This window comes from Variovorax robiniae (assembly GCF_037889955.1).
Classification (GTDB): Bacteria; Pseudomonadota; Gammaproteobacteria; order Burkholderiales; family Burkholderiaceae_C; genus Variovorax; species Variovorax robiniae.
In genome coordinates this window covers 345,111-369,604 of record NZ_JBBKZS010000006.1, presented here as the reverse complement: position 1 = coordinate 369,604, position 24,494 = coordinate 345,111, and the positions used below count along the sequence as shown (strand labels likewise).

General features: G+C 64.6%; 20 protein-coding genes. 8 read left to right on the top strand and 12 right to left on the bottom strand.

Annotated elements, in window-relative coordinates:
• Positions 1 to 90 precede the first annotated feature (90 nt).
• From WKW79_RS16960 to WKW79_RS16945, 4 genes are all read left to right on the top strand, one after another.
• Positions 91 to 1,104 carry an aldo/keto reductase gene (locus WKW79_RS16960; RefSeq protein WP_340336340.1) on the top strand — a complete coding sequence of 338 codons (1,014 nt, stop codon included), beginning with the start codon at positions 91 to 93 and terminating at the stop codon, positions 1,102 to 1,104.
• A gap of 234 nt (positions 1,105 to 1,338) precedes the next feature.
• The gene (locus tag WKW79_RS16955) at positions 1,339 to 1,896 is read left to right on the top strand and encodes a dihydrofolate reductase family protein (protein ID WP_340336339.1); all 558 of its coding nucleotides are present in this window, start codon (positions 1,339 to 1,341) and stop codon (positions 1,894 to 1,896) included.
• A gap of 32 nt (positions 1,897 to 1,928) precedes the next feature.
• Positions 1,929 to 3,302, top strand: a complete 1,374-nt coding sequence (locus WKW79_RS16950) for an amidohydrolase family protein (protein ID WP_340336338.1) — start codon at positions 1,929 to 1,931, stop codon at positions 3,300 to 3,302.
• Positions 3,303 to 3,335: 33 nt separating this feature from the next.
• A complete protein-coding gene (locus WKW79_RS16945) occupies positions 3,336 to 4,379 on the top strand; it encodes an AraC family transcriptional regulator (RefSeq protein WP_340336337.1) in 1,044 nt (347 codons plus the stop codon).
• Between the two features lie 101 nt (positions 4,380 to 4,480).
• Here WKW79_RS16945 and WKW79_RS16940 read toward each other — a convergent pair whose 3' ends face one another.
• The 3 genes from WKW79_RS16940 to WKW79_RS16930 are packed head-to-tail and all read right to left on the bottom strand — an operon-like array spanning position 4,481 to position 7,423.
• Positions 4,481 to 5,539, bottom strand: a complete 1,059-nt coding sequence (locus tag WKW79_RS16940; RefSeq protein ID WP_340336336.1) for a beta-keto acid cleavage family enzyme — start codon at positions 5,537 to 5,539, stop codon at positions 4,481 to 4,483.
• Positions 5,540 to 5,578: 39 nt separating this feature from the next.
• On the bottom strand, positions 5,579 to 6,421 hold the full coding sequence (locus WKW79_RS16935; protein WP_340336335.1) for a TauD/TfdA dioxygenase family protein: 843 nt from the start codon (positions 6,419 to 6,421) through the stop codon (positions 5,579 to 5,581).
• 33 nt (positions 6,422 to 6,454) lie between these two features.
• Positions 6,455 to 7,423 carry a Bug family tripartite tricarboxylate transporter substrate binding protein gene (locus WKW79_RS16930; RefSeq protein ID WP_340336334.1) on the bottom strand — a complete coding sequence of 323 codons (969 nt, stop codon included), beginning with the start codon at positions 7,421 to 7,423 and terminating at the stop codon, positions 6,455 to 6,457.
• Between the two features lie 750 nt (positions 7,424 to 8,173).
• Here WKW79_RS16930 and WKW79_RS16925 point away from each other — a divergent pair.
• Positions 8,174 to 9,976, top strand: a complete 1,803-nt coding sequence (locus tag WKW79_RS16925; protein WP_340336333.1) for a sensor histidine kinase — start codon at positions 8,174 to 8,176, stop codon at positions 9,974 to 9,976.
• Positions 9,976 to 10,680, top strand: coding sequence for a response regulator transcription factor (locus WKW79_RS16920; RefSeq protein ID WP_340336332.1), 705 nt, complete (start codon positions 9,976 to 9,978; stop codon positions 10,678 to 10,680). The genes WKW79_RS16925 and WKW79_RS16920 overlap by 1 nt, the downstream gene beginning before the upstream one ends.
• On the opposite strand, the gene WKW79_RS16915 is transcribed toward WKW79_RS16920, so the two are convergent.
• Together WKW79_RS16915 and WKW79_RS16910 are read right to left on the bottom strand one after the other, a co-directional pair.
• Positions 10,595 to 11,785, bottom strand: coding sequence for a hypothetical protein (locus tag WKW79_RS16915; protein ID WP_340336331.1), 1,191 nt, complete (start codon positions 11,783 to 11,785; stop codon positions 10,595 to 10,597). The genes WKW79_RS16920 and WKW79_RS16915 overlap by 86 nt on opposite strands.
• Positions 11,782 to 12,168 (bottom strand): response regulator, encoded by a 387-nt coding sequence (locus tag WKW79_RS16910; RefSeq protein ID WP_340336330.1) that lies wholly within the window; start codon positions 12,166 to 12,168, stop codon positions 11,782 to 11,784. The genes WKW79_RS16915 and WKW79_RS16910 overlap by 4 nt, the downstream gene beginning before the upstream one ends.
• A gap of 214 nt (positions 12,169 to 12,382) precedes the next feature.
• Between WKW79_RS16910 and WKW79_RS16905 the strand changes: the two genes are divergently transcribed.
• The gene (locus WKW79_RS16905) at positions 12,383 to 14,677 is read left to right on the top strand and encodes an arylsulfatase (RefSeq protein ID WP_340336329.1); all 2,295 of its coding nucleotides are present in this window, start codon (positions 12,383 to 12,385) and stop codon (positions 14,675 to 14,677) included.
• Positions 14,678 to 14,870: 193 nt separating this feature from the next.
• On the opposite strand, the gene WKW79_RS16900 is transcribed toward WKW79_RS16905, so the two are convergent.
• From WKW79_RS16900 to WKW79_RS16870, 7 genes are all read right to left on the bottom strand, one after another.
• Entirely contained in the window at positions 14,871 to 16,208 is a 1,338-nt protein-coding gene (locus WKW79_RS16900) for a DUF1254 domain-containing protein (protein WP_340336328.1), read from the bottom strand.
• 50 nt (positions 16,209 to 16,258) lie between these two features.
• Positions 16,259 to 17,254, bottom strand: coding sequence for a DUF1254 domain-containing protein (locus tag WKW79_RS16895; RefSeq protein ID WP_340336425.1), 996 nt, complete (start codon positions 17,252 to 17,254; stop codon positions 16,259 to 16,261).
• A gap of 346 nt (positions 17,255 to 17,600) precedes the next feature.
• Positions 17,601 to 19,241, bottom strand: coding sequence for an AMP-binding protein (locus WKW79_RS16890; protein ID WP_340336327.1), 1,641 nt, complete (start codon positions 19,239 to 19,241; stop codon positions 17,601 to 17,603).
• A 27-nt stretch (positions 19,242 to 19,268) separates the two neighbouring features.
• Positions 19,269 to 20,729 (bottom strand): coniferyl aldehyde dehydrogenase, encoded by a 1,461-nt coding sequence (locus WKW79_RS16885; protein ID WP_340336326.1) that lies wholly within the window; start codon positions 20,727 to 20,729, stop codon positions 19,269 to 19,271.
• Between the two features lie 82 nt (positions 20,730 to 20,811).
• Positions 20,812 to 21,735, bottom strand: coding sequence for a sterol desaturase family protein (locus tag WKW79_RS16880; RefSeq protein WP_340336325.1), 924 nt, complete (start codon positions 21,733 to 21,735; stop codon positions 20,812 to 20,814).
• Between the two features lie 30 nt (positions 21,736 to 21,765).
• Complete coding sequence (locus WKW79_RS16875) at positions 21,766 to 22,293, bottom strand: hypothetical protein (RefSeq protein ID WP_340336324.1); 528 nt, start codon at positions 22,291 to 22,293, stop codon at positions 21,766 to 21,768.
• Positions 22,290 to 23,378, bottom strand: a complete 1,089-nt coding sequence (locus tag WKW79_RS16870; RefSeq protein WP_340336323.1) for a 2Fe-2S iron-sulfur cluster-binding protein — start codon at positions 23,376 to 23,378, stop codon at positions 22,290 to 22,292. The genes WKW79_RS16875 and WKW79_RS16870 overlap by 4 nt, the downstream gene beginning before the upstream one ends.
• Before the next feature lie 118 nt (positions 23,379 to 23,496).
• Between WKW79_RS16870 and WKW79_RS16865 the strand changes: the two genes are divergently transcribed.
• Positions 23,497 to 24,405 carry a LysR family transcriptional regulator gene (locus WKW79_RS16865; protein ID WP_340336322.1) on the top strand — a complete coding sequence of 303 codons (909 nt, stop codon included), beginning with the start codon at positions 23,497 to 23,499 and terminating at the stop codon, positions 24,403 to 24,405.
• Positions 24,406 to 24,494: the final 89 nt, after the last annotated feature.

Genomic DNA, 24,494 nt, shown 5'->3' with positions numbered 1-24,494 from the left:
TTATTGTGAGCCATAAATCTGGAATGGAGAAAATACATTGGATCAATTTCTTGCGGACGGCCATCATTGCGCCATTCACAGGAGATCACCATGACTTTGAAGAGCCTTCTTCCCGGCAAGCTGGGTTTCGGTACCGCCCCCCTGGGCAACATGTTTCGCGCGATTCCCGAGGCGGAAGCACGGGCCACCGTGGATGCTGCGTGGAACGACGGCATCCGCTTCTTCGACACCGCGCCCTTCTACGGCGCGGGCCTGGCGGAAGCGCGACTCGGCGAGGCGCTGGCCGCGCGCAACCGCGACGAGTTCGTCATCAGCACCAAGGTCGGTCGCCTGATCCTCGATGAGGTGGAAGACGTCAACGCCCGCGACCTCGGCGAGAAGGGCGATGTGTTCCGGCATGGCCGCGCCAACCGCATCGTGAACGACTACTCGGAAGACGCGACCCTGCGCTCGATCGAAGACAGCCTGAAGCGCCTGAAGACGGACCGCATCGACATTGCCTGGGTGCACGATGTCGCCCAGGACTTCTATGGTGACGAGTGGCTCGGCGTGTTCGAGACCGCCCGCAAGGGCGCCTTCAAGGCGCTGGACCGGCTGCGCGACGAAGGCGTGATCGGTGCCTGGGGTCTGGGCGTGAACCGGGTGGAGCCGATCGAGCTGCTGCTGGGTCTGGAAGGGCCTCGTCCGGATGGCTTCCTGCTCGCCGGCCGCTACACGCTGCTGGACCACGCGCGGGCCCTGCAGCGCGTGATGCCGCAGGTGGCGGCGCGCGGCCTGGGCATCGTCGTCGGCGGTCCCTACAGCTCGGGCGCGCTGGTCGGCGGGCCGAACTTCGAATACGCGCCTGCCACGCCGGAGATCCTGGCCCGGGTCCAGGCCATCAAGACGATCGCGGATCGCCACGGCGTGACGATGAAGGCTGCCGGGCTGCAGTTCGCACTGGCGCACCCCGCGGTGGCCGCGGTCATCCCCGGGGCCAGCCAGCCGGGGCGCATCGTGGAGGACCGAGCCGCGCTGGAAGCGGTGGTGCCGCAGGACTTCTGGCGCGAGCTGCGACTGGCCGGTCTGGTGCAGATTGACGCGCCTCTGCCGCACGGGATCTGAGCCTGGACGTTTCACCTTCAGGACCACAGGACATGCTGAACGAAGCCTGTCAACCGCAGTGCGACTCGGTGGAAACACATTGCCCCGACACGCGGCAATCGATATCTATCGTTGCGCCGGACTCGAGCTGCTGGCAGAGTCGCTCCGACGGACGCCGCTGTCTGCATCAATCGGGCGCATGCCCTTGAAGCCAGACGACGAACGGCTCGTCGCGTATCTCGATCGGAGGACACCATGGGTCTCCTGACCTTCAGCATCAACGTCACCCTGGACGGCTGCGTCGACCACCAGGAAGGCATCGCCGACGACGAGACGCACGCCTTCTTCACCCGCCTCATGGACGAGGGCGGGGCGATGCTGTGGGGCCGCGTCACCTACGAGATGATGGAGAGCTACTGGCCAGCGGTCGCCCGCGGCGACGTGGAGGCACCGCCGGCGCTGCGCGAGTGGGCGGTGAAGCTGGAGGCCAAGCCGAAGTACGTGGTGTCCTCGACGCGAAAGCACTTCCCGTGGACCCACAGCCACCACATCGCCGGCGACCTGCGCACGGGTGTACAGAAGCTCAAGGACGCGATGCCGGACGGCGTGCTCCTCGGCAGTGGCAAGCTCGCGACCGAGCTGGACCGGCTGGACCTGATCGACGAGTACCAGTTGCTCGTCCACCCCAGGATTGCCGGCCACGGCCCGACCCTGTACGGGAGCGGGCTGCCCAACACGCGACGGCTCGAGTTGATCTCGGCGAAGGCGCTGCGCAACGGCGCGGTCGCCATGCACTACCGGCGCGCGCGCTGACTTCTGCTTCTCGATCAAACCGGGGGACCACCATGCATGACAGCGACCCTGAGGGCAAGCGCCTTCCCATCAAGCTCGACAGCGCCTCGAATGGCGAGTTCGCACCGGTGGCGCTGTGGCCGGCGAACATCGAGGCCAACCGCCTCGCGCACGAGGCCGCGGCAACCAACGCGAAGCGGCTGGGATGCTCCAAGCGAGCGTTCCTGACCTCGTCCTGTGGGGCAGCCAGCACACTGCTGGCCTTCAACGCGGCCAACGCCGCGGCCGGAAGGGCCGGCGGCTTCTTCGAACTGCCCCGCGACGCCGCGCAGGACATGCAGCTCGCGCGCGCGCAGGTCGGCCCCGTCAAGCAGGAGTTCATCCTCGACGTCCAGGGCCACTTCATCGACACGCCGAAAGGCAACTCGAAGAACGCGGAGGTCTTCCTCAAGGACGTGTTCATGGACAGCGACACCGACGTGATGGTGCTGTCCTTCGTGCCCTCCGCCCGGGACGCCGAACCGGTCACGATCCAGGCCGCCGACGAGGTCCGCAGGCTGGTCGACAAGCTCGAGGGAACGCACCGGTTGCTGTTGCACGGGCGCGTCAACCCGAACCAGCCCGGAGACCTCGAGGGCATGGACGAGTTGCACGAGAAGTGGCGCATCAGCGCCTGGAAGACCTACACGCAGTACGGACCGGAGGGCAAGGGCTACTTCCTGCACGACGACGTCGGCATCCGCTTCATCGAGAAGGCTCGCGCACTGGGCGTGAAGAACATCTGCATCCACAAGGGCCTGCCGTTCGGACAACGCTCCTACGAGCACAGCCAGTGCAGCGACATCGGCGTCGTCGCCAAGCTTTATCCGGACGTCAACTTCCTGATCTATCACTCGGGCTTCGTCACCACGGTGACCGAAAAGGCCTACGACGCGAGCGGCAAGAGCGACGGCATCGACACGCTGATCACGTCCTTGCGCAAGAACCAGGTCCAGCCGAACAGCAACGTCTATGCGGAGCTGGGCAGCACGTGGCGCTTCCTGATGCGTGACCCCGAACAGGCGGCGCACGCCCTGGGGAAACTGATCGTCGCATGCGGCGAGAACAACGTGCTGTGGGGCACGGATTCGATCTGGTACGGCTCGCCGCAGGACCAGATCCAGGCCTTCCGGACCTTCCAGATCTCGGCGGAGCTGCGCGAACGGCACGGCTATCCCGAGATGACGCCTGCGCTGCGGGCCAGGATATTCGGTCTCAACGCCGCGAAGGTGTACGGCTTGACGCCGACGGAAGTGAAGCGATACACCGCCCGCGACCCGGTCGCCCAAAAGCGCATGGCCTACCTGGAGAAACCCGACCCTCACTTCAGGACCTACGGGCCCAAGACGCGACGCGAGTTTCTCAGGGTGTTCGATCCCGCAGGATGAGCAGGAGAAAATCGGCGTCGACGTGACACCCCCATGAAGCATCTCGGTCGACTCATACGCAGCGCCAGCCTGAGCGGCTATGAGGAGCTGGTGCGATCACTCGGCCGGGATCCCCAAGCGTTCATGCGCACCGTGGGCCTGCAGGCCAGGCTGCTGGAGCATCCCGAGACGCTGATCCCCGGCGACGCCGTGCGCGAGCTGCTCGAGATCACTGCGCGCGCCACGCGCACTGAAGATTTCGCTCTGCGCCTGGCTGCCCACCGCAAGCTCTCTGCGCTGGGGCCGATCAGCGTCGTGCTGAAGGAAGAGCCCACACCCCTGGCTGCGCTCGACACGCTGGGCCGCTACCTGAAGCTGGTCAATGCCTCGCTGATCTTCCGGCTGGAGCAAGCGGGCGACACGATCATCCTCCGTGAAGACCTGGTGCCGAGCGCCGGGCTGCCGATGCGCCAATCGATCGAGCTCGCCGTCGGCATCATGTTCCGCATCCTGCGCGAGTTGACCGACCCGAACTGGCGACCGCTGCAGGTCTGCTTCACGCACCGCCCGCCGGCAGACCTGTCGGCGCACCGGGCCTTCTTCACGCGCAACGTCAAGTTCAACCAGGACTTCAACGGCCTGGTCTGCGCCGCGTCCGATCTGCGCAAGCCGCGCGGTCCAGGGGATGAGGGTGCAACGCGGTTCGCGCGCGAGTACCTCGATGCGGCCTTGAAGCGCCGTGGCGAGAGCACGCGTGACGCTTGCCGGGAACTGATACTCGCCCTGTTGTCCGGCGGTGGCTGCACCGTGGAGGAGGTGGCACGGCACCTGCGTGTCGACCGTCGCACGCTGGCCCGCCGGCTGGACGCGGAAGGGCTCACCTTCAGCGGTTTGCTCGACGACGCGCGCTCCGAGTTGGCCAGGCGCCACCTTCGCGACAGCGACCTGCCGCTTGGCGAGGTGGCCGAACTGCTGGGCTTTTCGGGACCCAGCAGCTTCAGCCACTGGTTTCGCAAGCACTTCGATTGCAGCCCCTCGCAGTGGAGCCGCAATGAGGCCGCCGGCGTGGCGGCTCAAGGCTCCGCCGTCGCCCTCTGAATGAGCGCTTCAAGGCGCATGGCGTGTGCCATGCGCTCTACGAGGCGCCAGAAGGTGTGGATGAAGGGGTGGGCGGGCATGGTCGGTCCGTTCACGACTGTTCAGGCGGCCTTCCGCAGGAACCCCTGGTTCGCCCCATGGCGATTGGGCGCGAAGCCGTTGGCCTGCAGCGATTCTTCCGCCGTGTCGTAGAAGACGCCGATCTTCGAGATCTCGCGCGCCTGCTGCGCCGTCGCGATCGGGCGGCCGAACTCGCGTGCGATGCGCACGAGTTGCTCGATCTGCGCGACGGTGCCGATCTTGGCCGAGCGCGTCTGGTTCCACAGCACGTCTTCCGTCCCGCAGCGCACGTGCAAGCCCATGGCAATCCCAAACATGTTCACGGGCAGCACGTTGCGCACCGAGCTTTCCACCGTGAGCACCGCGCCGTCGGGCACGGCGCGCACGAAGTTGGCCAGGTTGTAGATGTTGGGTGCATCCATGCCACCGCTGATGGCCACCCAGTTCATCACCAGCGGGCCCTTGTAGACACCGCGGCGCATCAGTCGCTCAACCGACTCGAAGCTGTTGATGTTGTAGCACTGGAAGGCACTCTGGATGCCGGCCTTGCTGAGGCGGCGGATGTGTTCCTCGACCCAGCCGGGTTGGGCCGGCACCGTCATTTCCTTGTAGGCCTCGAAGATGGCCGGGATCTCGCGCGAGGTGCCCTTGAAATCGGCCAGCTCGGCATGTTCCGTCACGTTCATCTGCGAGGTGTTGACGGTCACCGTCACCTGGTCGGGTGTCGGCTCGAGTTCCGCGAGCATGTGGCGCGTGTCGTCGCTCAGCCACTTGGCGGCCGCGCCTTCGCTCTCGGGCGCGAAGGAGATGGAGCCGCCGACCTGGATGATCATCTCGGGCACGGCCTTGCGCACACCGGCGATGAGTTCATTGAATTTCGACAGCCGCTTGCTGCCCTTGCCGTCGAGTTCGCGGACATGCAGGTGCAGCACGGTCGCGCCCGCGTTGTAGCAGTCCACCGCCTTCTGGATCTGCTGCTCCATCGTGACCGGGATCTCTTCCGGGAAGTCCGAAGGAAGCCAACCCGGCGCATAGGGGGCGGCGGTGATGATCAGCGGCTGCTGGTTTTCCGGGAACAGGTGGCCGTCGAGGAAGTTCATGTTCTTGCGTCTCCAGGTTGCAATGCGGATGTCGAAGTCTCAATACGGCACATCGCCGACGATGCCGGCACGTTCCATCTTGCGTGGCGCGGGCCAGTAGTCGTTCAGCGCGTAGTGCTGCGTGCTGCGGTTGTCCCAGACGACCACGTCGCCGGGCTGCCAGGACCAGCGCACCTGGTACTCGGGAATGCTGGCTCGGCTGACCAGGTAGTTCAGCAGCAGGGCCGCGCCCGGCGTCTTGTCGATGCCGTGCCGCACGTTCTCGGGCGTGCTGTAGTTCGCGAAGTGCGTGGTGAAGCTGCCGACGAAGAGCACCTTCTCCCCCGTCTCCGGGTGCGTGCGCACCACCGGATGCTCCACCGGCGGATGGTCCTGGCCCAGCTTGATGCGGGCCTCGGGCGCCATGACGGCACCGAAGGAATGCTCGATGCTGGCCTTGGCGCGCAGCTTGCCGATCTTCTGCTTGATCTCGTCCGGCAGTTCGTCGTGCGCCTGCACCATGTTGACCCAGATGGTGTCGCCACCGATCTCGGGACACTCGATGCAGCGCAGCACCGCGCCCATTGCGGGGGCGGAGCGCCACAGCCCGTCGCTGTGGTAGGTGTTCTCGTAGCTGTGCTTGTTGTCGCTGCGGTAGATGCGGACCAGGCCCGGATGCTCGGGGTCGCTGCCGACCACGGGGTGGTCTTCAAGCTCGCCGAAGCAGCGCGCAAAGGCGACGTGTTCGGCACGCGTGATGTCCTGTCCCCGGAAGAAAAGCACCTTGTGCTGGAGCAGCGCGGCGCGGATCTGCGCGAAACGTTCAGGGTCGCGCGAGGCCTCGCCGATGTGGATGTCCGAGACTTCCGCCCCCAGCGAAGGGGTGATGGGTCTGATCTTCATGAAAGGGTCTCCGGTGGAATGGGATGGCGCAAGTCAGTTCGCCTGGATGTGGAACTTCCGGACGATGGCGGCATTGCGCTCGAACATCGCCCGGGTCTCGCTGAGCAGCGCGGGCGTGTCGATGCTGAGTTCGGGCTCCAGGCCGACATCCGCCAGCTTCTGCTGCACCGCGGGCGCCTGCGCAGCCTTCTGGATCGTGGCGTGCAGCTTCGCAAGCACATCGGGCAGCAGCTTGCTGGAGCCGATGAAGCCGACCCAGCCGCGGAACTGAAGCTCCGGGTAGCCCAGCTCGGTGGTGGTCGGCACGTCGGGCAGGTAGTTCGAGCGCGTCTTGCCGCTGAAGGCATAGGGGCGCAGCTTGCCGGCCTTGATCAGCGGCATCGAGGTCAGCATGCCGTCGAACATCATGTCGACCTGGCCACCGAGCAGGTCCTGCAGCGCGGGCGGCGAGCCGGCATAGCCGACATGCTGCATGTCCAGCCCGGCGCGGTCGCTGAGGATCAGGCCGGCGTACTGCGACACGGTGCCGGGGCTGTAGCTGGCGAAGCTGGACTTGCCCTTGCGCGCCTTCAGTTCGGCGACCAGGCCCTGGAAGTCCTTGGCGGGGAAGCCGGCTGCCGTCACGAGCACCACGCCCGAGCGCGCCACCGCCGCGATCGGCACCACGTCCTTGAGCGGATCGAAGGGCATCTTCACCACCTGCGGCGTTTCCGCCAGCACGTTGCTGGCCGCCATCACGAGGGTGTTGCCGTCCGGCGGCGCCTGCAGCATGGCTTGAAGTCCAATGGAGCCGCCGGCGCCCGGGCGGTTCTCGACGACCACCGGCCGACCGATGTCCAGCGCCATCTGCTGCCCGACGACGCGAGCGACGATGTCCATCGTTCCGCCCGCTGGCGCAGGGACGACAAGCCTTACGGGCTTCTCGCCCAAAGCCCAGGCGCCGAGGGCCAGCGAGCATCCGACGAGTGCGACGGCAGCGCGTGCAAGGTGCGGCATTTTCATTTTCCTGTCTCCGGTGTTGGTGATGCGGGCCTGGGGAGCGACAACGCGAGTGTCCTGCGGATCGCGCCTTTGGTTCTTGCTTATCCGGGACATCGATTTGTCGATCCGGGACAGCGGTGCCTTCGCCATTCCTGTTGCCGCAGCCCGCTGCACGGTGCCTCCCGCCCGCCGCCGCTGCCGTCGTTCGCGCGTCGCCTTTGCCCGCTGATGGCGCTCAATATCGCCGGCCGACTGTCGAGACCTGCGAGTACGGCCATTTGCGGGTGTTGGGGCGAAGGCCGCGAACTAGCGCCGCGGACTGCTCTGCTGTCCTTCGAATTTTGCTACCCAATGACAGAGGTCGGCGATGCCAGAACTTGGCACTCTTCTCGACGAACGGGCCGATCTCACTTGGAACCCGACCGTCGCAGAGGTCGTCAGTTCGGATCGCAGGCGACAAAGTACGACCATGACGAAGTCGCGCGTGAGCGACTGCTTCTGAATGTCACGGAGAGCGATCTGGGCCCGAAGATGCGAGCAGTCACACTCGCTGTCGTGGCCGTTGCACCAAAGTGCGAAAGCCCGTGCACTGACGACCCATAGCCGACGCGATCCGAGGCCCTTAAGGTTCAGGCTCGAACCCAATCCACCATGACGGCCCTCGAGCGGACCCGCAATCACCGGTTTGGCTTTTGCGCGCGCGCTCTTTTCGCACTTCTGTTCGGAGCGATCGTTCTCGTTTCCGGCACCAGAGCCGAGCCATCAGCCCCCGTGCGCGTGCTTGTCATCCAGGGCGGAGACCCCTACCTGCCGTCGGCGGTCGAGCAGGTGAAGGGCCTTCGCCGCGTCTTCAACGAACGTTTGCCCAACGGCTTCGAGATGACCAGCGAGCCGCTCCAGGCGCTGCAAGCCGGTGCGCCGTACGACTCCGACGCACTGCTCGCGCCTCAACTCAAGACGCGCTACGGCAGCCAGCCTCCCGATGTCGTCATCGCCCTGCGCCGGCCTGCCATCGACTTCCTTCTCCGCACGCGCCAGTCGCTGTGGCCGTCAGCGCCCATCGTGTTCTGCGGCATTCCGGAAGACGAGATCAGTGACTTGACGCCAGGCCCAAACATCTCGGGCGTTGCGATGCGCTTCGATGTCCGCGGCACACTGGCTTTGGCACGCCTGCTGCAACCCGATGCGCGCAGGATCGCGGTGGTGGCCGGCAGTTCGACCTATGACAGGACCTGGGCCAACCGCGTCAGCAAGGCCCTTGCCACGGACGCGCGCGGCCTCGACGTGGTGTGGCTCGGCACGGGAGCGATCGAGGAGACTCTCGGCGACGTGGCACGCCTGCCGCCCGACACCATCGTGCTCTACACCAGCATCTTCAGGGACGGGCGCGGCAACGTCTTCATTCCGCGCGATCTGATCCCGCAATTGGCGGCCGCCTCGCGTGCACCGATCTACAGCTTCTTCGACACTTACTTCGGGCAGGGCATCGTCGGCGGCGCCATCTCCAATTGGCAGCAGCAAGGCGAAGAGGCTGCGGAGCTCGCGGTGCAGATGCTGGCTCACCCGGGCTCGGAAGCGCGCGGGATGGTCCGGCCGGCCCCGGCCGCCATCACGATGGTCGATTGGCGCGCAATGAGCAGGTATGCGCTCAAGGAGCAGGCACTGTCGCCAAGTACCCTGGTCGAGTTCCGAGAGCCAAGCTTCTGGTCGCGCTACAGGTGGCAGATTGCCATCGCGGTGGCGCTCACCGCGTTGCAAGCCGCGATCATCTCGGCGCTGCTGGTCCAGCGGGCTCGCGCCCGCCGCGCCGAGCGCCTGACGGTCACGCAGCGCGAGGCCCTGAGCCAGGTCGCGCAGCTGTCGGCCCTGGGCGAACTCACGGCGAGCATCTCGCACGAGGTGAATCAGCCGCTGGGTGCCATCGTCACGAGTGCCGACACGGCAGACCTGCTGCTGAGGCAACAGCCGCCCAATGTCGACGGCGCGCTCAGGCTTGTCGGCAACATCCGCAAGGCTGGAATCCGGGCGGGCGAGGTCACGCACCGCGTGCGCTCGCTGGTGCGGCGGCACCAGGTCAATACCGTGGCGCTGGACCTCAATGCGCTGATCACCGAGATGTGGCCGCTGGTCGAAGGCACCATCACGCGTGCCGGCGTGAGCTCCGAGCAGCAACTCGACAGCGCATTGCCGCTGGTGCTGGCCGACAAGGGTGAATTGCAGCAGGTGTTCCTCAACCTGATCCTGAACGCGCTCGACGCGATGCGTGCCTCGAACGGTCGCCGCCACCTGCTTGTCTCGACGCGGCGATTGAACGATGATTTCGCGCTGGTCGGCATCGACGACAGCGGACATGGCCTGAAGGTCGAGGAACAGAAGCTCTTTGAATCCTTCTTCACCACCAAGCCCGACGGCATGGGGCTCGGCCTGCCGATCGCGCGCTCCATCGTCGAGGCGCATGGCGGGACCATCACGGCGGCGAACAACGCGCAGGGCGGTGCCAGTTTCCGCTTCACCTTGCCCATTGCCAGGACGGAGATCGGTTCGGCGGGAGGCCTTCAGGAGCATGGACTGTGATGAAGAACCAATGTGTACACGTCGTCGATGATGACGACGACATGCGCGATGCCCTTCTAAGCCTGTTGCAGGCGCTGGGGCATGACGCGACCGGGCATCGCAGCGCCGGCGAGTTCCTGTTCTCTGCCTGGCAGTCCTTGCCGGGCTGCCTGCTGCTCGATGTCGACATGCCGGGCCAGAGTGGCCTTGACTTGCAACGCGTGCTGAACGAGCGCGGCCTTCGCATTCCGATCATCTTCCTGTCCGGCAAGGCGGATGTGCCCATGTGCGCGCGGGCGCTCAAGGCTGGTGCGGTGGACTTCCTGACCAAGCCGTTCCGGCGGGAAGAAGTCGAAGCAGCGATCGCCGCCGCCTTTGCCATGGCCGATGAGCGCCAGGCCATCGAGGAAGAGTCCGAGTCCCTGCGACATCGCTTTCTCACGCTCTCGCAGCGAGAACAGAGCGTGGCCAGGCAGATCGTGCAAGGGCGCCTCAACAAGCAGATCGCCGCCGACTTTGGCGTCTCCGAACGCACGGTGAAGAGCTACCGTGCACAGGTGATGGAAAAGATGAGCGTTCATTCGGTGCCTCAACTCGTGGAGGCATTGCTGGGCCTCCCCCGCATCCAGCCCGAGCCTTTCACAGGAACAAGCCGACCAACTGCTGAAGCACCTGGTCGAACGGCACCAGCGCAAGGGCCACCAGGCCGAACGGCAACGCGGTAGCCCCTGTCAGCGCCAACAGGCTGCGCAGGTCGATGGCGGTCAACCGTTGCGAGAAAGCCTTGTCGGCCGTTTGGAAGAGATCGGTTGCGGCCGAAAAGTCGCCGGTCGACAACGGATCGGTCGCGGACGGGTCCTGCGGTCTCCGCATCCACTTGTCTTCCAGCGCGACGCCGACGCGTTGCACCAGCGCGCCGTAGTCGACGGTCCCACGCTGCCAGTTGTGCAACAGTTGCCCGCTGAAGGCCAGCAGCGGCGCCACGCAGGCCACGAGGACGATGATGATGGTCACGAGGGCAAGGCGCGCGAGCATCTCCGGCCCACCTGCTCCACCGGCCCAGATGTGCGCGAGTGCCGTGGCCGCGACAACGGCGCCGGCTGCCGCAGCCGGAAGCGTGAAAGCGCGCAACGAATAGCCGACGAACATCAGCCCCGCAGCGCCATCCGGATGCGGCGCCAGCAGGCGCAGCGGCAAGCGCGAGACGAGCCACAGGTAGCGTGCCCAGAGGAACAGTCGCCAGACCCAGCCAACGACCAGCACCAGCAGCAGCGGCAGGCTGACCATCGCATGCCACCAGCTCGCCAGCGAGCGCGCGAGCGGCGCGTTGGCATCGCCGCGGTGCCAGTCGGGCAGGAAGCTCGCAGGCACATAGCGAACGATCAGCAATGCCGCCAGGTACGCCGCCAGCACGGCGAATGCCTCGACAAACCAGCTGTCACGCAAGCGCTGAATTCTGTTGACCGCGACGCGATAAGCAGGGACCACGGCCGCAGGCACGATGCCTCGCTCGCAGAAGGTGGAGGCCAGCGCGCCGAGCCTTGGAATGCAGATCGCCTCCGCCAGCACGAGCAGCGGCGCCGCAACCAACGACCGCGCATGCACCGACGCGTCGCGCAGGAAGGCCCGCCACACACCGTCCTGCCCGTTCGCCAGGGCAAGCGCGGCAAAGGCCAGCAAGGGTAGCCAGCCAAGGCACACGATGACCAGCGCGCGGCGCCAGAAGCGAGGGCGATGGTGGCCAAAGCGCCCCCAGAGACGAAGCAACCCGAGCGGCGGGCCGCCATCGAAGAGACGCGCATCGTCGCGCGGGTCGTCGCGAGGGGTCATTTGGAAGCAGCCCTGCCGGCGGTGGCGCGATCCACCGCATCGCGCAACGCGGTGGCGGTAAATGGCTTGAGCAGGTATTCGCCATGCAATGCGGCAGCCGCCGCACGCCCGCTCGCGTCGTCGCGGCCCGTGATGAACACCGCCGGCACGGCCGGTCGATCCTTGCAGAGGGACTTGTACAGTTCAAAAGCTGTCACGCCCGGCAAGCCGATGTCGAGCACCAGGCAGTGCGCATCCGGCGGCGGTGTCAGTCGCATCAGGCTTTGCGGCTCGGCGAAGCCACGCGCCTCGAACCCGAGCACGTCCAGCGCAACCAGCACGGCCGACCGAACGTCATCGTCGTCCTCGACGACGACCACCAGCGGACGCTCTCCAGATTCCACGCGAGCCCCTGTATTTGAATGCGTCAGGGTTATGGCGCCTGCAATCAATTTAGACCCTCGCCGCGCAGGTGCCAACCGGCAAATGGGGAAGGCCGCCCTTCCCCTTGGGGAAGCGTGGGATTCCCCCATGGACATTGGCACCGTGACATCGGCTGGCTAAGGTAGCCGATGGACGCCTGCGTGGGCGACCACCTTTCTGCAAAGGAGATCTACCGTGAGCTTTGACTACTCGAAGTACAAGCATGGCGAAGTGCTGCCGTTCCTGCCTCCGAAGCACGACCCGATCACGGAGCCGGACTGGCGCAAGGTGCCCCAGCCCAAGCCCTTCATCGTGCGCCCGCCCAAGGGCGCACCGAACGTGCTGATCGTGCTGCTGGACCAGACTTCCTACAGCGACCCCTCCACATTCGGCGGGGCGATCAACTTCCCTACCCTCGACAAGCTCGCTTCCGAGGGCCTGACCTACACCAATTTCCACTGCAACAGCCTGTGCTCGCCGAGCCGCACCGCGTTGTTGACCGGGCGCAACCAGCATCAGAACAGCCAGTCCGCCGTGGTGGACGGCGCGACCTCCTATCCCGGTGACACCGGCATCCGACCCAAGACCGTGGCGCCCTTGGCGGAGATCCTGCGCCAGTGGGGCTATTGCACGGCGATGTTCGGCAAGAGCCACGAGACCCCGCCGTGGGAAACCAGCGTGGCCGGACCGTTCGATCACTGGCCGGCACGCCAGGGCTTCGAGAAGTTCTATGGCTTCATCGGCGGCGAGAAGAACCTGTTCTCTCCATACCTCGTCGACGGGACGACCGAACTGGGCGTGCCCAGAGACCCTGACTATCACTTCAGCGTCGACATCACCAACAAGGCGATTGCATGGATTCGCGCCACGCGCTCGCTCGCGCCCGACCGTCCATTCATGATGTATTACGCCGCTGGCGGCTCACACCCGCCGCACACGCCGCCGAAGGAATGGCTCGACGTCTACAAGGGGAAGTTCGACCAGGGCTGGGACAAGCTGCGCGAGGAAATCCTGGAACGCCAGCTCAAGATGGGCGTGATACCACCCGGTACGAAGATGGCGCCTAATCCGCCGGACATCGCCAAATGGGATGACTTGCCCGATGACGCCAAGGAAGTGCTGTCGCGCCAGATGGAGGTCTACGCGGGCTACTGCGAGCACACCGACCGCGAGATCGGACGCTTGGTCCAGGCCATCGATGACCTCGGCGACAAGGACAACACCATCATCGTCTACATCGCGGGCGACAACGGTGGAACCGCCATCGGTGCGCTGAACGGGACTTTCAACGAGTGGTCGAACCTCAACGGCGCGCCTGAAGACATCGAGTACCTCAAGACGCGCATGCACGAGTACGGCGGGCCCAAGTCCTATCCGAACTACGCGGTGGGCTGGGCCATGGCCGGCTCGACGCCCGCCACCTGGTGCATCAACGCGTGCCAGGGCGGCGGCCAGAACCAGGGGATGGTGATCCGATGGCCGAAGGGCTTCAAGTCCAAGGGCGAGTACCGCACGCAGTACGCGCACTTCATCGACATCGCGCCGACGATCCTCGAGGCAGCCGGCATCCCTGAACCCAAGTGGGTCAACGGCGTCGAGCAGATACCGATTGCCGGGACGCCGATGGCCTACAGCTTCGACGATGCCAAGGCGAAGGATCGCCACACCGTGCAGTACAACGAGTGCACCGGCAACCGAAGCATCTACAAGGACGGCTGGATGGCCTGCGTGATGCACCGTGCACCGTGGGAGGACCGTCCGCGCGTGGACAGCTACGACAAGGACACGTGGGAGCTGTACTACCTCCCCGACGACTTTGGCCAGGCCAACGACCTCGCGAAGAAGGAGCCGGCCAAGCTCAAGGAATTGCAGGAGCTGTTCCATCAGGAGGCCATCAAGTTCGGCGTCTATCCGATGGACGACCGCTCCTTCGAGCGGCTGAACGCGTCGGTCGCCGGGCGGCCGGACATCATGGGGGACCGCAAGGAAATGGTTCTCTACGCCGGCATGGGCGGCATGGCCGAGAACGTCTTCATCGACACATTGAGCCGCTCGCTGACGGTGACTGCCGACATCGTGATACCCAAGGGCGGAGCCAAGGGCGTGCTGGTGTCACAGGGCGGGCTCTTCGGCGGATGGAGCCTGTACGTCAAGGACAACAAGCCCAAGCTGGCCTACAACTGGCTGGCACGCGAACTCTACGAGATCGAGGGGTCGGAAGCCCTGCCGGAAGGCAAGGTGCAGGTGGTCTACGACTTCGACTACGACGGGGGCGGGCCCAACAAGGGCGGCACCGGATCACTTTCGATCAATGGCAAGAAGGTGGGCGAAGGCCGCATCGAGAAGACGCACGGCGCGGTGTGGTCGCTCGCGGGCGAGACGGCCGATGTCGGTGTGGACGCGTATTCGCCGGTGACCGAGGACTACGACCCCTGGGACAACGCCTTCACCGGGGAGATCGTCGAGATTCGCATCCGGCACAAGGACTGACGCCGGTCAAGACCGCTGCGCGTCGAGGGGCTCGCAAGGGCTGCTCGGTCGCCATGTCATCAGTCATGCGCAACCGCACGACTGGAAGCTGCATGTGTTCGCGGTGCACCCCGTTCTGGACGTGTTCTATCCGCAGCTCTATGACGGCACGACTTTCATCGGCGTTCCGCCCGAAGCAAAAAGCGAACTCGTTCTACTGCGCGACCGGCGTCAACGGCGGCAGCTTCCAGGCACCGCTCATCGCAGCCTTGCTCGGTCCGTAGACCCGGGCGACAGCGCTGTACTTGCCCTCGGGCGTGGGCAACCAGTTCGATTCCTTATCCGCGCCAGGCGAGGCATGACCCAGATAGAGCGTGAGGCCGCCGTCGGCATCGCGCTTCAGGCCGGGCGTCCGGTCGCCGATCGAGTAGCGCTTGAGGTTGTTCGCATAGAGGAATCGATCGGGCAACGTGTAGAGCGTCATCGACCAGAAGAACTTTGCCGGCGGCAGTTGACCTGGCGCGAAGTGGACGGTCGAGAGCTTGCTGCCGTCGCCAACGTAGCCGCCATACCAGGCCTCGATCAGCGAATTGCCATACAGGCCCTTCTGCGCGCCGAGAGCCCGCTTCATGTAGTCGTTCTTCATGTCGGCGCGCGTGCCGAAGAGCCCGTTGGAAGACAGCGTGACTTTCCCCTGTTCGGCCATTGCCGTCTTGGCGTCCGCCACGCCGGCATCGATGGCGGCCAGCGAGTCCGGCGACAGCTTCGAAGCATCGAAAGGCACGCCAGGTCCGATACCGATCTCTGAAAAGCGCTTCATCAGGCCGACTTCGCTCGCATTCGGCGGCTGCGTGAACTGCAGCAGGAAGTTCAGGTAGCCAATGAAGTCGTGCGAGTGCCCTTTCGCCGGGTCATATGCAGGGAATTCGATCTGTGGGGCGGCCGGCGGCGCGGGCTTGCGGAGGAAGGCCGAAAGCGTTTGCAGCTTCATGCCCGCTTGCACCGCCTTCACCGCGGCTACGTCGTCCGGGCCATTCAATGCGGTGCGGGTCAGCGTCAGGATGATGTCGGTCTCGGACCTGAACACCTTCTTGATGCCGGCCGGCGTCTTGCCCTTCCAATGTGGGCCGACGAACATGTAGCTGCCGGCCTGGTTGCCAGTAGCGCGCGAGCCGATATAGGCGAAGTTGTAGGTGAACAGGTCGATCCACTGCTGCACGTAGTAGCGTTGATTCGGCACTGCCGGCACGCTCACCACCCAAGGTTCGGCCCGCAGATCCATCCATGCCCATGAATAGGGCGTGTCGTTGTTGGGCGTCACGATGTCGTGGTTGTCCGGGGTGAACGCCTCCGAGTAATGTCGGAACTTGCCCAAGCCGCCGACGTATTCGGGTGCCTGTGGACTTGCCACCTGCTTGTACATCGTGTTGTAGTTCTCGATCATCGGGAAGGCGTAGATGTAAGCCTCCTTGGCGATGGCTCGCACCTCGGAAGCCGAGGGAACTGAGTTCTGCGCAGTTGCCGGCTGCACCATGAAGGCGATCGTTGCCATTGCCCATGCCAACGAGGTTTTGAATAATTGCCGCATGGTGCTGCTCCGGTTCAACTTTGCGGTTGCGGTTCGGGGAATTTCCAGGCGCCGGAAAGGATCTCTTGCCGTGGCCGATAGAGCCGCACGGTGTAGTTCCAGCCCTTGACGATCGGCAGGCAGTTCGCCACCTGGGCGTCGCAGCCACCAAACTGGATTGCGATGCTGCCGTCCGCGCTCTTCTTTGCAGTCAAGTTGTTGAGCGAGTAGGCGTTGGTGGCATTCTTCTCGTAGTAGCCAGCGGCGTTGTACACGCTGACCGACCAGAAGCCGTCCACCGGGACATCCTTCACCGACAGCTTGTAGACCGTGCTGCCATCGTTCTTTGCCGGCGTGAAGTTCAAGTAGGTCGCATCCTTGTCCGGGTTGCCGCCCCAAGCCGCTGCAGCACCGACAAGCCGCCGCACGGGATCGACTTGCTCCTTGGTGCCGAAGGCGCCCTTGAAGTCGGGGATAGTGGTAGCGAGCACCAGCAGGGCATCGCGCACCTTCTTTTGGCTCACCGGATCCCAATTGGGCAACTCGAGAGTGCCGGGCGCCTTCTGGCTGACCTTGATCGCATCCTGCAGGCCGTGGACCTTCTGGATGTCCTGCGGGTCATTCGGGTCCACCAAAGTTCGGATCGCGGCAACGACGTAGCGCGTGCCAACGTTCTCGCGGGTCAGGGTGTAAGTGCCGGCGCCGTAGTAGACATTGGGCGTGTAGTGATCCTCGTTGATCACCTGGAGCGCCATGTAGCGTGCGCCCGAATCGGGCATGGTGATGGTGACAGGCCCGGCGTCGAGGTCGAAGGTGCCCGATGAATAAAAGGTGTCGCGGTTGAGCCGGATCACCGTCTGATGATCGATGGACGCCGGCTCGCGACGATGCAGCAACTTGCCGAGACCACCACCCTGTTTCGTGAGAGCGGCAACATATGTGTCACTCTCGGCGCGGACGAAGTTGTCCACTGTGACCGGGACCGCCGAAGTGGCGGCGGTCGCGGATTGGGCGTTTGAAGTGGTTGCCATGGCGAGGCCTCCCGATAGCAGCCACACGCAGATGGCGGCTCGCGCTGTGTTTGAAGATTGCATCGCACGATTCTGTGCGACAGCAAACGACTGCTAGGTAGGCAGTCTCCTACGACGAGTGCGTGTGAGAGGTGTCTTAAACGATGCGCCTCGCCAAAAGCCGCCGCCCCGTGGCCCAGATCCAACGAGTCATCGTCAGTCAAGGGGGATTCCCGGACGCTTGCGGCGAGCCACCCTTCTTTGACGAAGCGGTCCCCACCACGTTCAGCCGGTTGAATGCCTTCATCACGGTAGGGGCTGACGTCACATGGACAAGCGCCGACTGCAGGCTGCCGCCATTTGAGCCTCAGGCTGTGTCGCGCAGTTCCCGCCGCAAGATCTTGCCGACCGTTGACTTTGGCAGCGCGTCGACGAAGCGAAAATGCCGGGGCACCTTGTAGGCCACCAGCTCGCGCCGGCAGTGCTCGGCCAGTTGCTCCTCGGTAAGCGTTGCACCGGGCGCCGGCACCACGAAGAGCTTCACGGCCTCGCCGGTTCTCTCATCGCTGACGCCGACGCAGGCCGACTCCAGAACGCCGGGGCATCCGGCAACGACCGCTTCGATCTCGTTGGGGTAGACGTTGAAGCCGGACACCAGCACCATGTCTTTCTTGCGGTCCACGATACGCAGGAAGCCGCGATCGTCGAGCACGCCGACGTCGCCGGTGCGAAAGAACCCGTCATCGGTGAAGGCGCTTGCGTTGGCCTCAGGCTGCTGCCAGTAGCCACGCATGACCTGTGGGCCGCGCACGCACACTTCGCCCGCTTCGCCGATGGCCACCTCGTGGTCCTTGTCGGCCACCAGCTTGACCTCGGTCGAGGGCAAGGGCAGCCCCACCGTGCCAGAAAAGCCATCGACCATCTGCGGGTTGAAGCTCACGACCGGCGAGGTTTCGGAAAGTCCATAGCCTTCCTGGATGTCGAGCCCCGTCAGCTTTTTCCACTTCGCCGACGTGCTCGCCAGGATTGCCGAGCCACCACCAGCTGCCAGGCGCAGGTTCGAGAAGTCCACCTCGCCAATACGGGGGTGGGCCAGCATGCCGCCAAACAGTGTGTTCACCCCGGTGATCACGCTGCAACGGGCCTTGGCGAGGATGGCTACAAAGCCGTCCATGTCACGCGGATTGGCCACGAGCCAGTTCTGCGCGCCCAGCGAGAAATAGGTGATCAGGTTCACCATCAGCGCGAAGATGTGATAGAGCGGCAGGGCCGTGACCACCACCTCTTCGCCCGGGCGCATGGCATCCGGCATGAAGGGCTTGAACTGCTCGGTGTTGGCGACGACGTTGCGATGTGACAGGGCTGCGCCCTTCGACACACCCGTGGTCCCCCCGGTGTATTGCAGGAACAGCAGGTCGTCGCCTGCAAGCTCGACGCGGTCGAATTCGAGCATCGCGCCCAGTGCAAGCGCCTTGGAAAAAGGCATGGCGCCTGCAAGCCGCGTGTCGACGGGCGGGCTGGGCAAGTTGCCGGTGCCGCCATCGCCCACGTCAACCGTGATCACGGTCTTGACGCCGGTGTTGCCGATGATGTCGCCGAGCGTCGGCGTGCTGCCGCTGAAGATCACCAGCACTTCGACACCTGCGTCATTGAGCTGGTGCTCCAGTTCGCGCGGCGTGTAAAGCGGATTGATGTTGACCTGCGCCGCACCGGCCCGCAGGATGCCCATCATCGCGATCGGGAAGGCCAGCAGATTCGGCATCATCACGCCGATGCGGTCGCCGCGACGCACGTCGAGACGCTTTTGCAGATAGGCCGCAAATGCGCGCGAATGGCACTCGCAGTCAGCATAGCTCAGCGTGTGACCGAAGCTATGGAAGGCGGGCTTGTCGGCATAGCGCCGCATTGCATCTTCGAACAGGTGCACGACGGATGCATAGCGGTTGGGGTCGATTTCGGCGGGAATGCGGCTGCCATAGCTGGCGAGCCAAGGTTTGCTGGAAGTCATGGGATTCGGTCGTCTTGTTGGATTTGCTTACCTGCCCTTGAGCGAGCCGTCGGCGTCGCCGACGAACACCTTCATCACCAGGCGCTGCACGAAGGTTCCATACGGCGGATAGAACAGGCCGATCGGGAAGAAGCGGTGGCGCTTGAACACTGTCTTGGCATGCGACAGTTCGCGAAAGCCTTCTTCACCGTGGTAATTGCCCATGCCCGAGTTGCCGGTGCCCCCAAAAGGCGCGTCGTGGTTGATGAGGTGCCAGCCCCAGTCGTTGATGGTCACGCCACCGGCGTGCGTTCGGCGCAGCAGGTCCTGGCGCTCGGCCGCGTCGTGGCCAAAGCAGTACATCGCCAGCGGGCGCGGGCGGCTCTGGATCTGCGCCACGACATCGTCCATGGTGTCGTAAGGAAGCACGGCCAGCACGGGACCAAAGATTTCTTCCTTCATCACCAGCATGTCGTCCGTGCAGCCGGTCACGATGTGCAGGGGCATCTGACGGCCGTGTCCGGCGTCCGCGCATGAGAGCACCGTGGCGCCCTTGGCCCGCGCGTCATTGAGAAGCGCGAGTACGCGCCGGTGCTGGCGCTCATTGGCCACCGCCGTGTAGTCGTGGTTGCCCTCCACGTGCTCGCCATAGAGGGAGCGAAAGCCGTTCCTCACCTCGACGACGAAGGTGTCCAGCGATTCACGCGGCACAAGCGCATAGTCAGGCGACACGCAGATCTGGCCGGCATTGGCGCCCTTGCCGTGCACGATGCGCATCGCGGCTTCCCGCAGGGAATAGTTGCGCGTGACGACGGCAGGCGACTTGCCGCCCAGCTCCAGCGTGACGGGCGTGAGGTTCTCCGCGGCCGTGCGCATCACAACCTTGCCGACGGCTGGCGAACCGGTGAAAACGATGTGGTTGAAAGGCAGCGAGGTGAAGACGTTCGGGTCGCTCAGTTCCTCGCCGACCACCGCCACCTGCTCCTCGTTGAAAACTTCACCAAGCAGGCGCGCAATCACTGCGTTGGTGGCCGGTGTCACTTCCGGCATCTTGACCATGACCCGGTTGCCGGCCGCAAGCGCCGCGGTGATGGGGCCCATCGCCAGGTAGATCGGAAAGTTCCACGGCACGATGACGCCCACCACGCCCTTGGGCTGGTATTCCACGCGCAGGCTGTTGGACATGAACAGCAGTTCCGTGGAGCGGCGGCTCGGCTTCATCCATTTGCGCACGTGCCCGAGCGCATGGTTGATCTCGAGGATGGCCGACAGCACGTCGAGCATGCGTGTCTCGGCCGGCGAGCGAAAGCCGAAGTCCTTGCTGGCCGCCTCCGCCAAGAGGTCCTGGTAGCGGCGCAGCTGGTTCTTGAGCGCCTTGAGTTGCGCTCTCCGCTCGTTCAAGGAGGGATAGGGGTTGGCGTTGAATGCGGCCTGTTGCGCCGCGAATAGCCGCGCGACGCGCTCGGTCGCGCCCACGGCACGCCGTGACGCCAAAGTGGTGTCGTTCATGTTGTCTTGCTTGCTGTTTTGAAGTGCGAGTCGGCGCAGGCGCGGATTGCACGCCTGCGCCTTGTTGCGAGGAAGGTGTTGGTCAGCGCGCCGCAGCGCCAGCGACGACGACCGGCCGGCCGTCCGGCAGGTAGATCACCGCCTTGGCACGGGCCACTTCCTCCGCGCTGAACCTCGGCAGCTCGAAGGCACTCGCCGCCACGGTAGCCACCCGGCGCGAACCCCGGAACAGCGGCCACCACACCTGCTCGTACCAGGGCTCGGCCTCCACCCCCACCGGCAGCCCGTAGGCGTCCTGGTGCTTGCGCGGCGAACCCATGCTGGTGCCATGCAGGTGGTCCCAGAACACGAACATGTTCGCGTAGTTGGACGACGCATTGCCGTAGCGCCCGATGCCGTGGTGCACGTGGTGGTAGTCCTGCAGCACGAAGATCTTCTCAAGACCGTTGAGCAGCCAGCCCGTCGGGGCGAACTTGCGCAGCCACAGGTCCCAACGCACGCCCGTGTGCTGCAGGTTGAGGATCACGATCTTCAGGCCCAGGACGCCCATCGCCGCCTCGGTCGCGCCGAGGAAGTAAAGCAACGCCGCCATCGTCGTGTTGGGGATCAGCGCGTAGAAGATCCAGTTGTTGCGCATCGTCGCCAGCACGTTCAGGTTGGTGGCCGTGTGGTGCGCCTTGTGCAGTCGCCACATCCAGCGCACCGTGTGCCCCATGCGGTGCACCCAATAGTTGCCGTAGTCGTCGATCAGCATCGCGATCGGGAAGATCAGCCAGGGGCTGACGCCGCCAAGCGCGCCCTTCCAGGTCGGCAAGAAGGCATTGAGCAGCCAGGTGAGTCCGGCAAGCTGCGTCGCACGCACGAGCGCGAGGTTGGCGAAGCTGATGAGGCTCACACCGAGCTCGCCCATGGAGAAGGTGCGCGGCTTCCTGTACTCGCCGGCGGCAATTTCTGCCACCAGCAGCAGGACGAGCATCAGCAGCCCGAGTTTCATGTCAATGGTCATGGTGTCGTCCTCGTGGAAGCAGTCGCCGGCTTACTTGTCGCTCAACTTGCCCTTGCTGGAGGCACCGAAGACCAGCTTGCCACCGCTCAACGGCGGGCTCATCTCGACGCGGGCCGGGAGAACGCCCTTGAGTTCTGCCAGTTCACCGGTGCCGCCGGTGATCGTGAAATGACCGATCTGGTTCCAGCTGCCATCGGCTTCGAAGACCTTCTGGAAGTGGAAATACACATCGCCCGACTTGACGGTGCGCGCCTCGCAATCGGCAAAACCGTCGACCAGCTTGTTCTGGCCCAGCATGATGTCCGTGCCGTCGCAGCTGACGTACACCGGCAGTTCGCGGCCTGCGAGGATCAGCTTGCCCGCGCCTTCGGCGTTGTAGGTCATGCGCTGCTTGCCGCCGGGAATGCCGACGCGTGCGATGGTCTTGATGCCGACGCCCACGTCGAGGCTGGCATCCACTTCCTTGGCAGAAGCCTGGGTTACCGCCGCAGCGGCAAGGGCAAAGACGGCGAGGGCTGCTGCGCGGCCGCGGAAGGTCTTGAAGTTGTTGATGATCATGCAGTTGTCTCCTGGAGGTTGAGGGTGCTTCTGTCTAGGAAGCGGTCGTAGTGAATGTGGCGTGCGTCCGCCTGGCCTTCCAGCCGATGCACGAGGGCATCGACCATGGGCGGCGGACCGCAAAAGTAAAAGCTGCTGGAGGGCAAGTCGCAGAACTTGTCGAGGTGCTCGCCGCAGTAGCCTGTGAGGCCGCTCCAGCCGGAACTCACAGGCTCCAGCGACAGCACTGGCACGAAGATGAAGCGGCCGCGCCAGCGCGTTTGCAGCGTCTCGATCTCTTCGAGGCAGTACAGATCGGCCTGCGTACGGGCGCCGAAGAAGAGCGTGAGATCGGGCACTTGCGCCTGCGTTGCGAGTTCTTCGATCAAAGCCTTGATCGGCGCCAGGCCGCTGCCGCCGGCCACGCAGACCATCGGCCGCGTGGCGCTGCCGTCATGCGCGAAGTCGCCCAGCGGGCCGCTCACGTCGAGTGCGTGTCCGGTGCGATCGGATGCAAAGAGCCATTCGGTGAGCAGCCCGCCGGGGACGCGGCGTACATGAAAGGTGACGCGGGTCGAGCCACCCGCAACAGGCGCCTCGGAGAACGAATAGCAGCGCGGTTCGTCCGCCAGTCCATCGTGGCCGGGAACGGTGACCTGTGCATACTGGCCGGCGCGGTATTGCATCGGGGCCTCGAGTTCGACAACCACTTCGCGAATGTCGTGGTTCATGGGATCCGTCGACACGATGCGCCCCTTGAGATTGCGAAAAGCCAAGGCGTCCGAAGCCATGGGAGACAGTCCCGGCACCTCGAGCTGCACGTCGCTGCCTGCCAGTGCCTGGCAGGCCAGCAGATGGCCAGACGCGATGTCGCCCAGGTGGATGTGATTGCTGATGTCCTTCTTGAGCTGGACCTGCCCCGACACCAGCCGGCAGCGACATGAGCCGCAATCACCGACGAGGCATAGATGGGGGATGCGCAAGCCCTGGCGCAGACCGGCCTTCAGCAGCGTCTCGCCCGCCTCGACCATGACGGGGCAGTCCACTCCGTCGACCGAAAGGGTGAAGGCGCCCCGCGTTGCGCTGCTTGCTGTGGTGCTGTCCATGATGTCTTGTCTCCTCGTAGTCTTTTGAACAGTCAGGAGAATAAAAACTGGCGACCATTAACACCACTGCATTGTTGGTATTCAATACATGCATCAAGTGGATGATTCAAGGAAGACCATGTCCCTTCGCGCGCTCGACCTCAACCTCCTCACGCTCTTCGATGCCATCTACAAGGCCCGCAGCCTCACACGCGCCGCAGAAAATGCAGCCATGAGCCAACCGGCCATGAGCCGGGCGCTCGCGCGCATGCGCCACCAGTTCAAGGATCCGCTCTTCCTGCGCGACGGTCGCTCGATCAGTCCCACGCCGCGCGCCGACGAACTCGCGCTGAGCATCGACCGCATCCTGCGCGACGTTGGCGATACGCTTGCCGCCCGGCCGGCCTTCGACCCGGCGAAGAGCACTCGCGAGTTCAACCTCATGCTGACCGACTACGGCGAGACGGTCTTGTTGCCGCCGCTCATGGAGAAGCTGGAATCCCTGAATTCCACGGCGCGCATCAACGTGATTGCGCAGAACCATGCCGAGGCGCGCGAGCTCCTGCACTTCGGCAAGGTGGACTTTTATCTGTGGGCCTCCCCCATTCCAGACAAAGGCTTCAGGAGCCAGCTCGTCATCGAAGAGGAGTTGTGGTGCCTCGTGCGCGGCAACGGCAAAGAGCGCCGCCGGCGCCTGACCCTCGATCAATATCTGCGCTTGCCGCACATCGTGCTCGACTGGCCCGGCTGGCAAGGCCCGAGGCCGATCGAGAAATTCCTTCAAGACCGCGGTCTGAAGCGCGATGAGTACCTGTCGGTGCCGACCTTCTTCGACATGCCGCTCGTGGTAGCACGCACCGCCCTTGTAAGCACGATGCCCTCGCGCATGGCCCAGGGCTTTGCCGCGACGCACGCGCTGCAATGCTTCAAGGCGCCCCTGGACGGCCTCGAAGTGCCTGTCCACCTGCTATGGCACAGCCGGCAGGACAGCGACCCGGCGCACAGGTGGATGCGCGAGTTGCTGGTGGATCTGTGCGCCCACGTCTAGCCATGACGGCGCAAGCCGCATAACCAGTATGTGATTTGTTGCTTTAAAGCCGTGGCGGTTTTAAGATGCATGTTTTTTACATCTTTAAA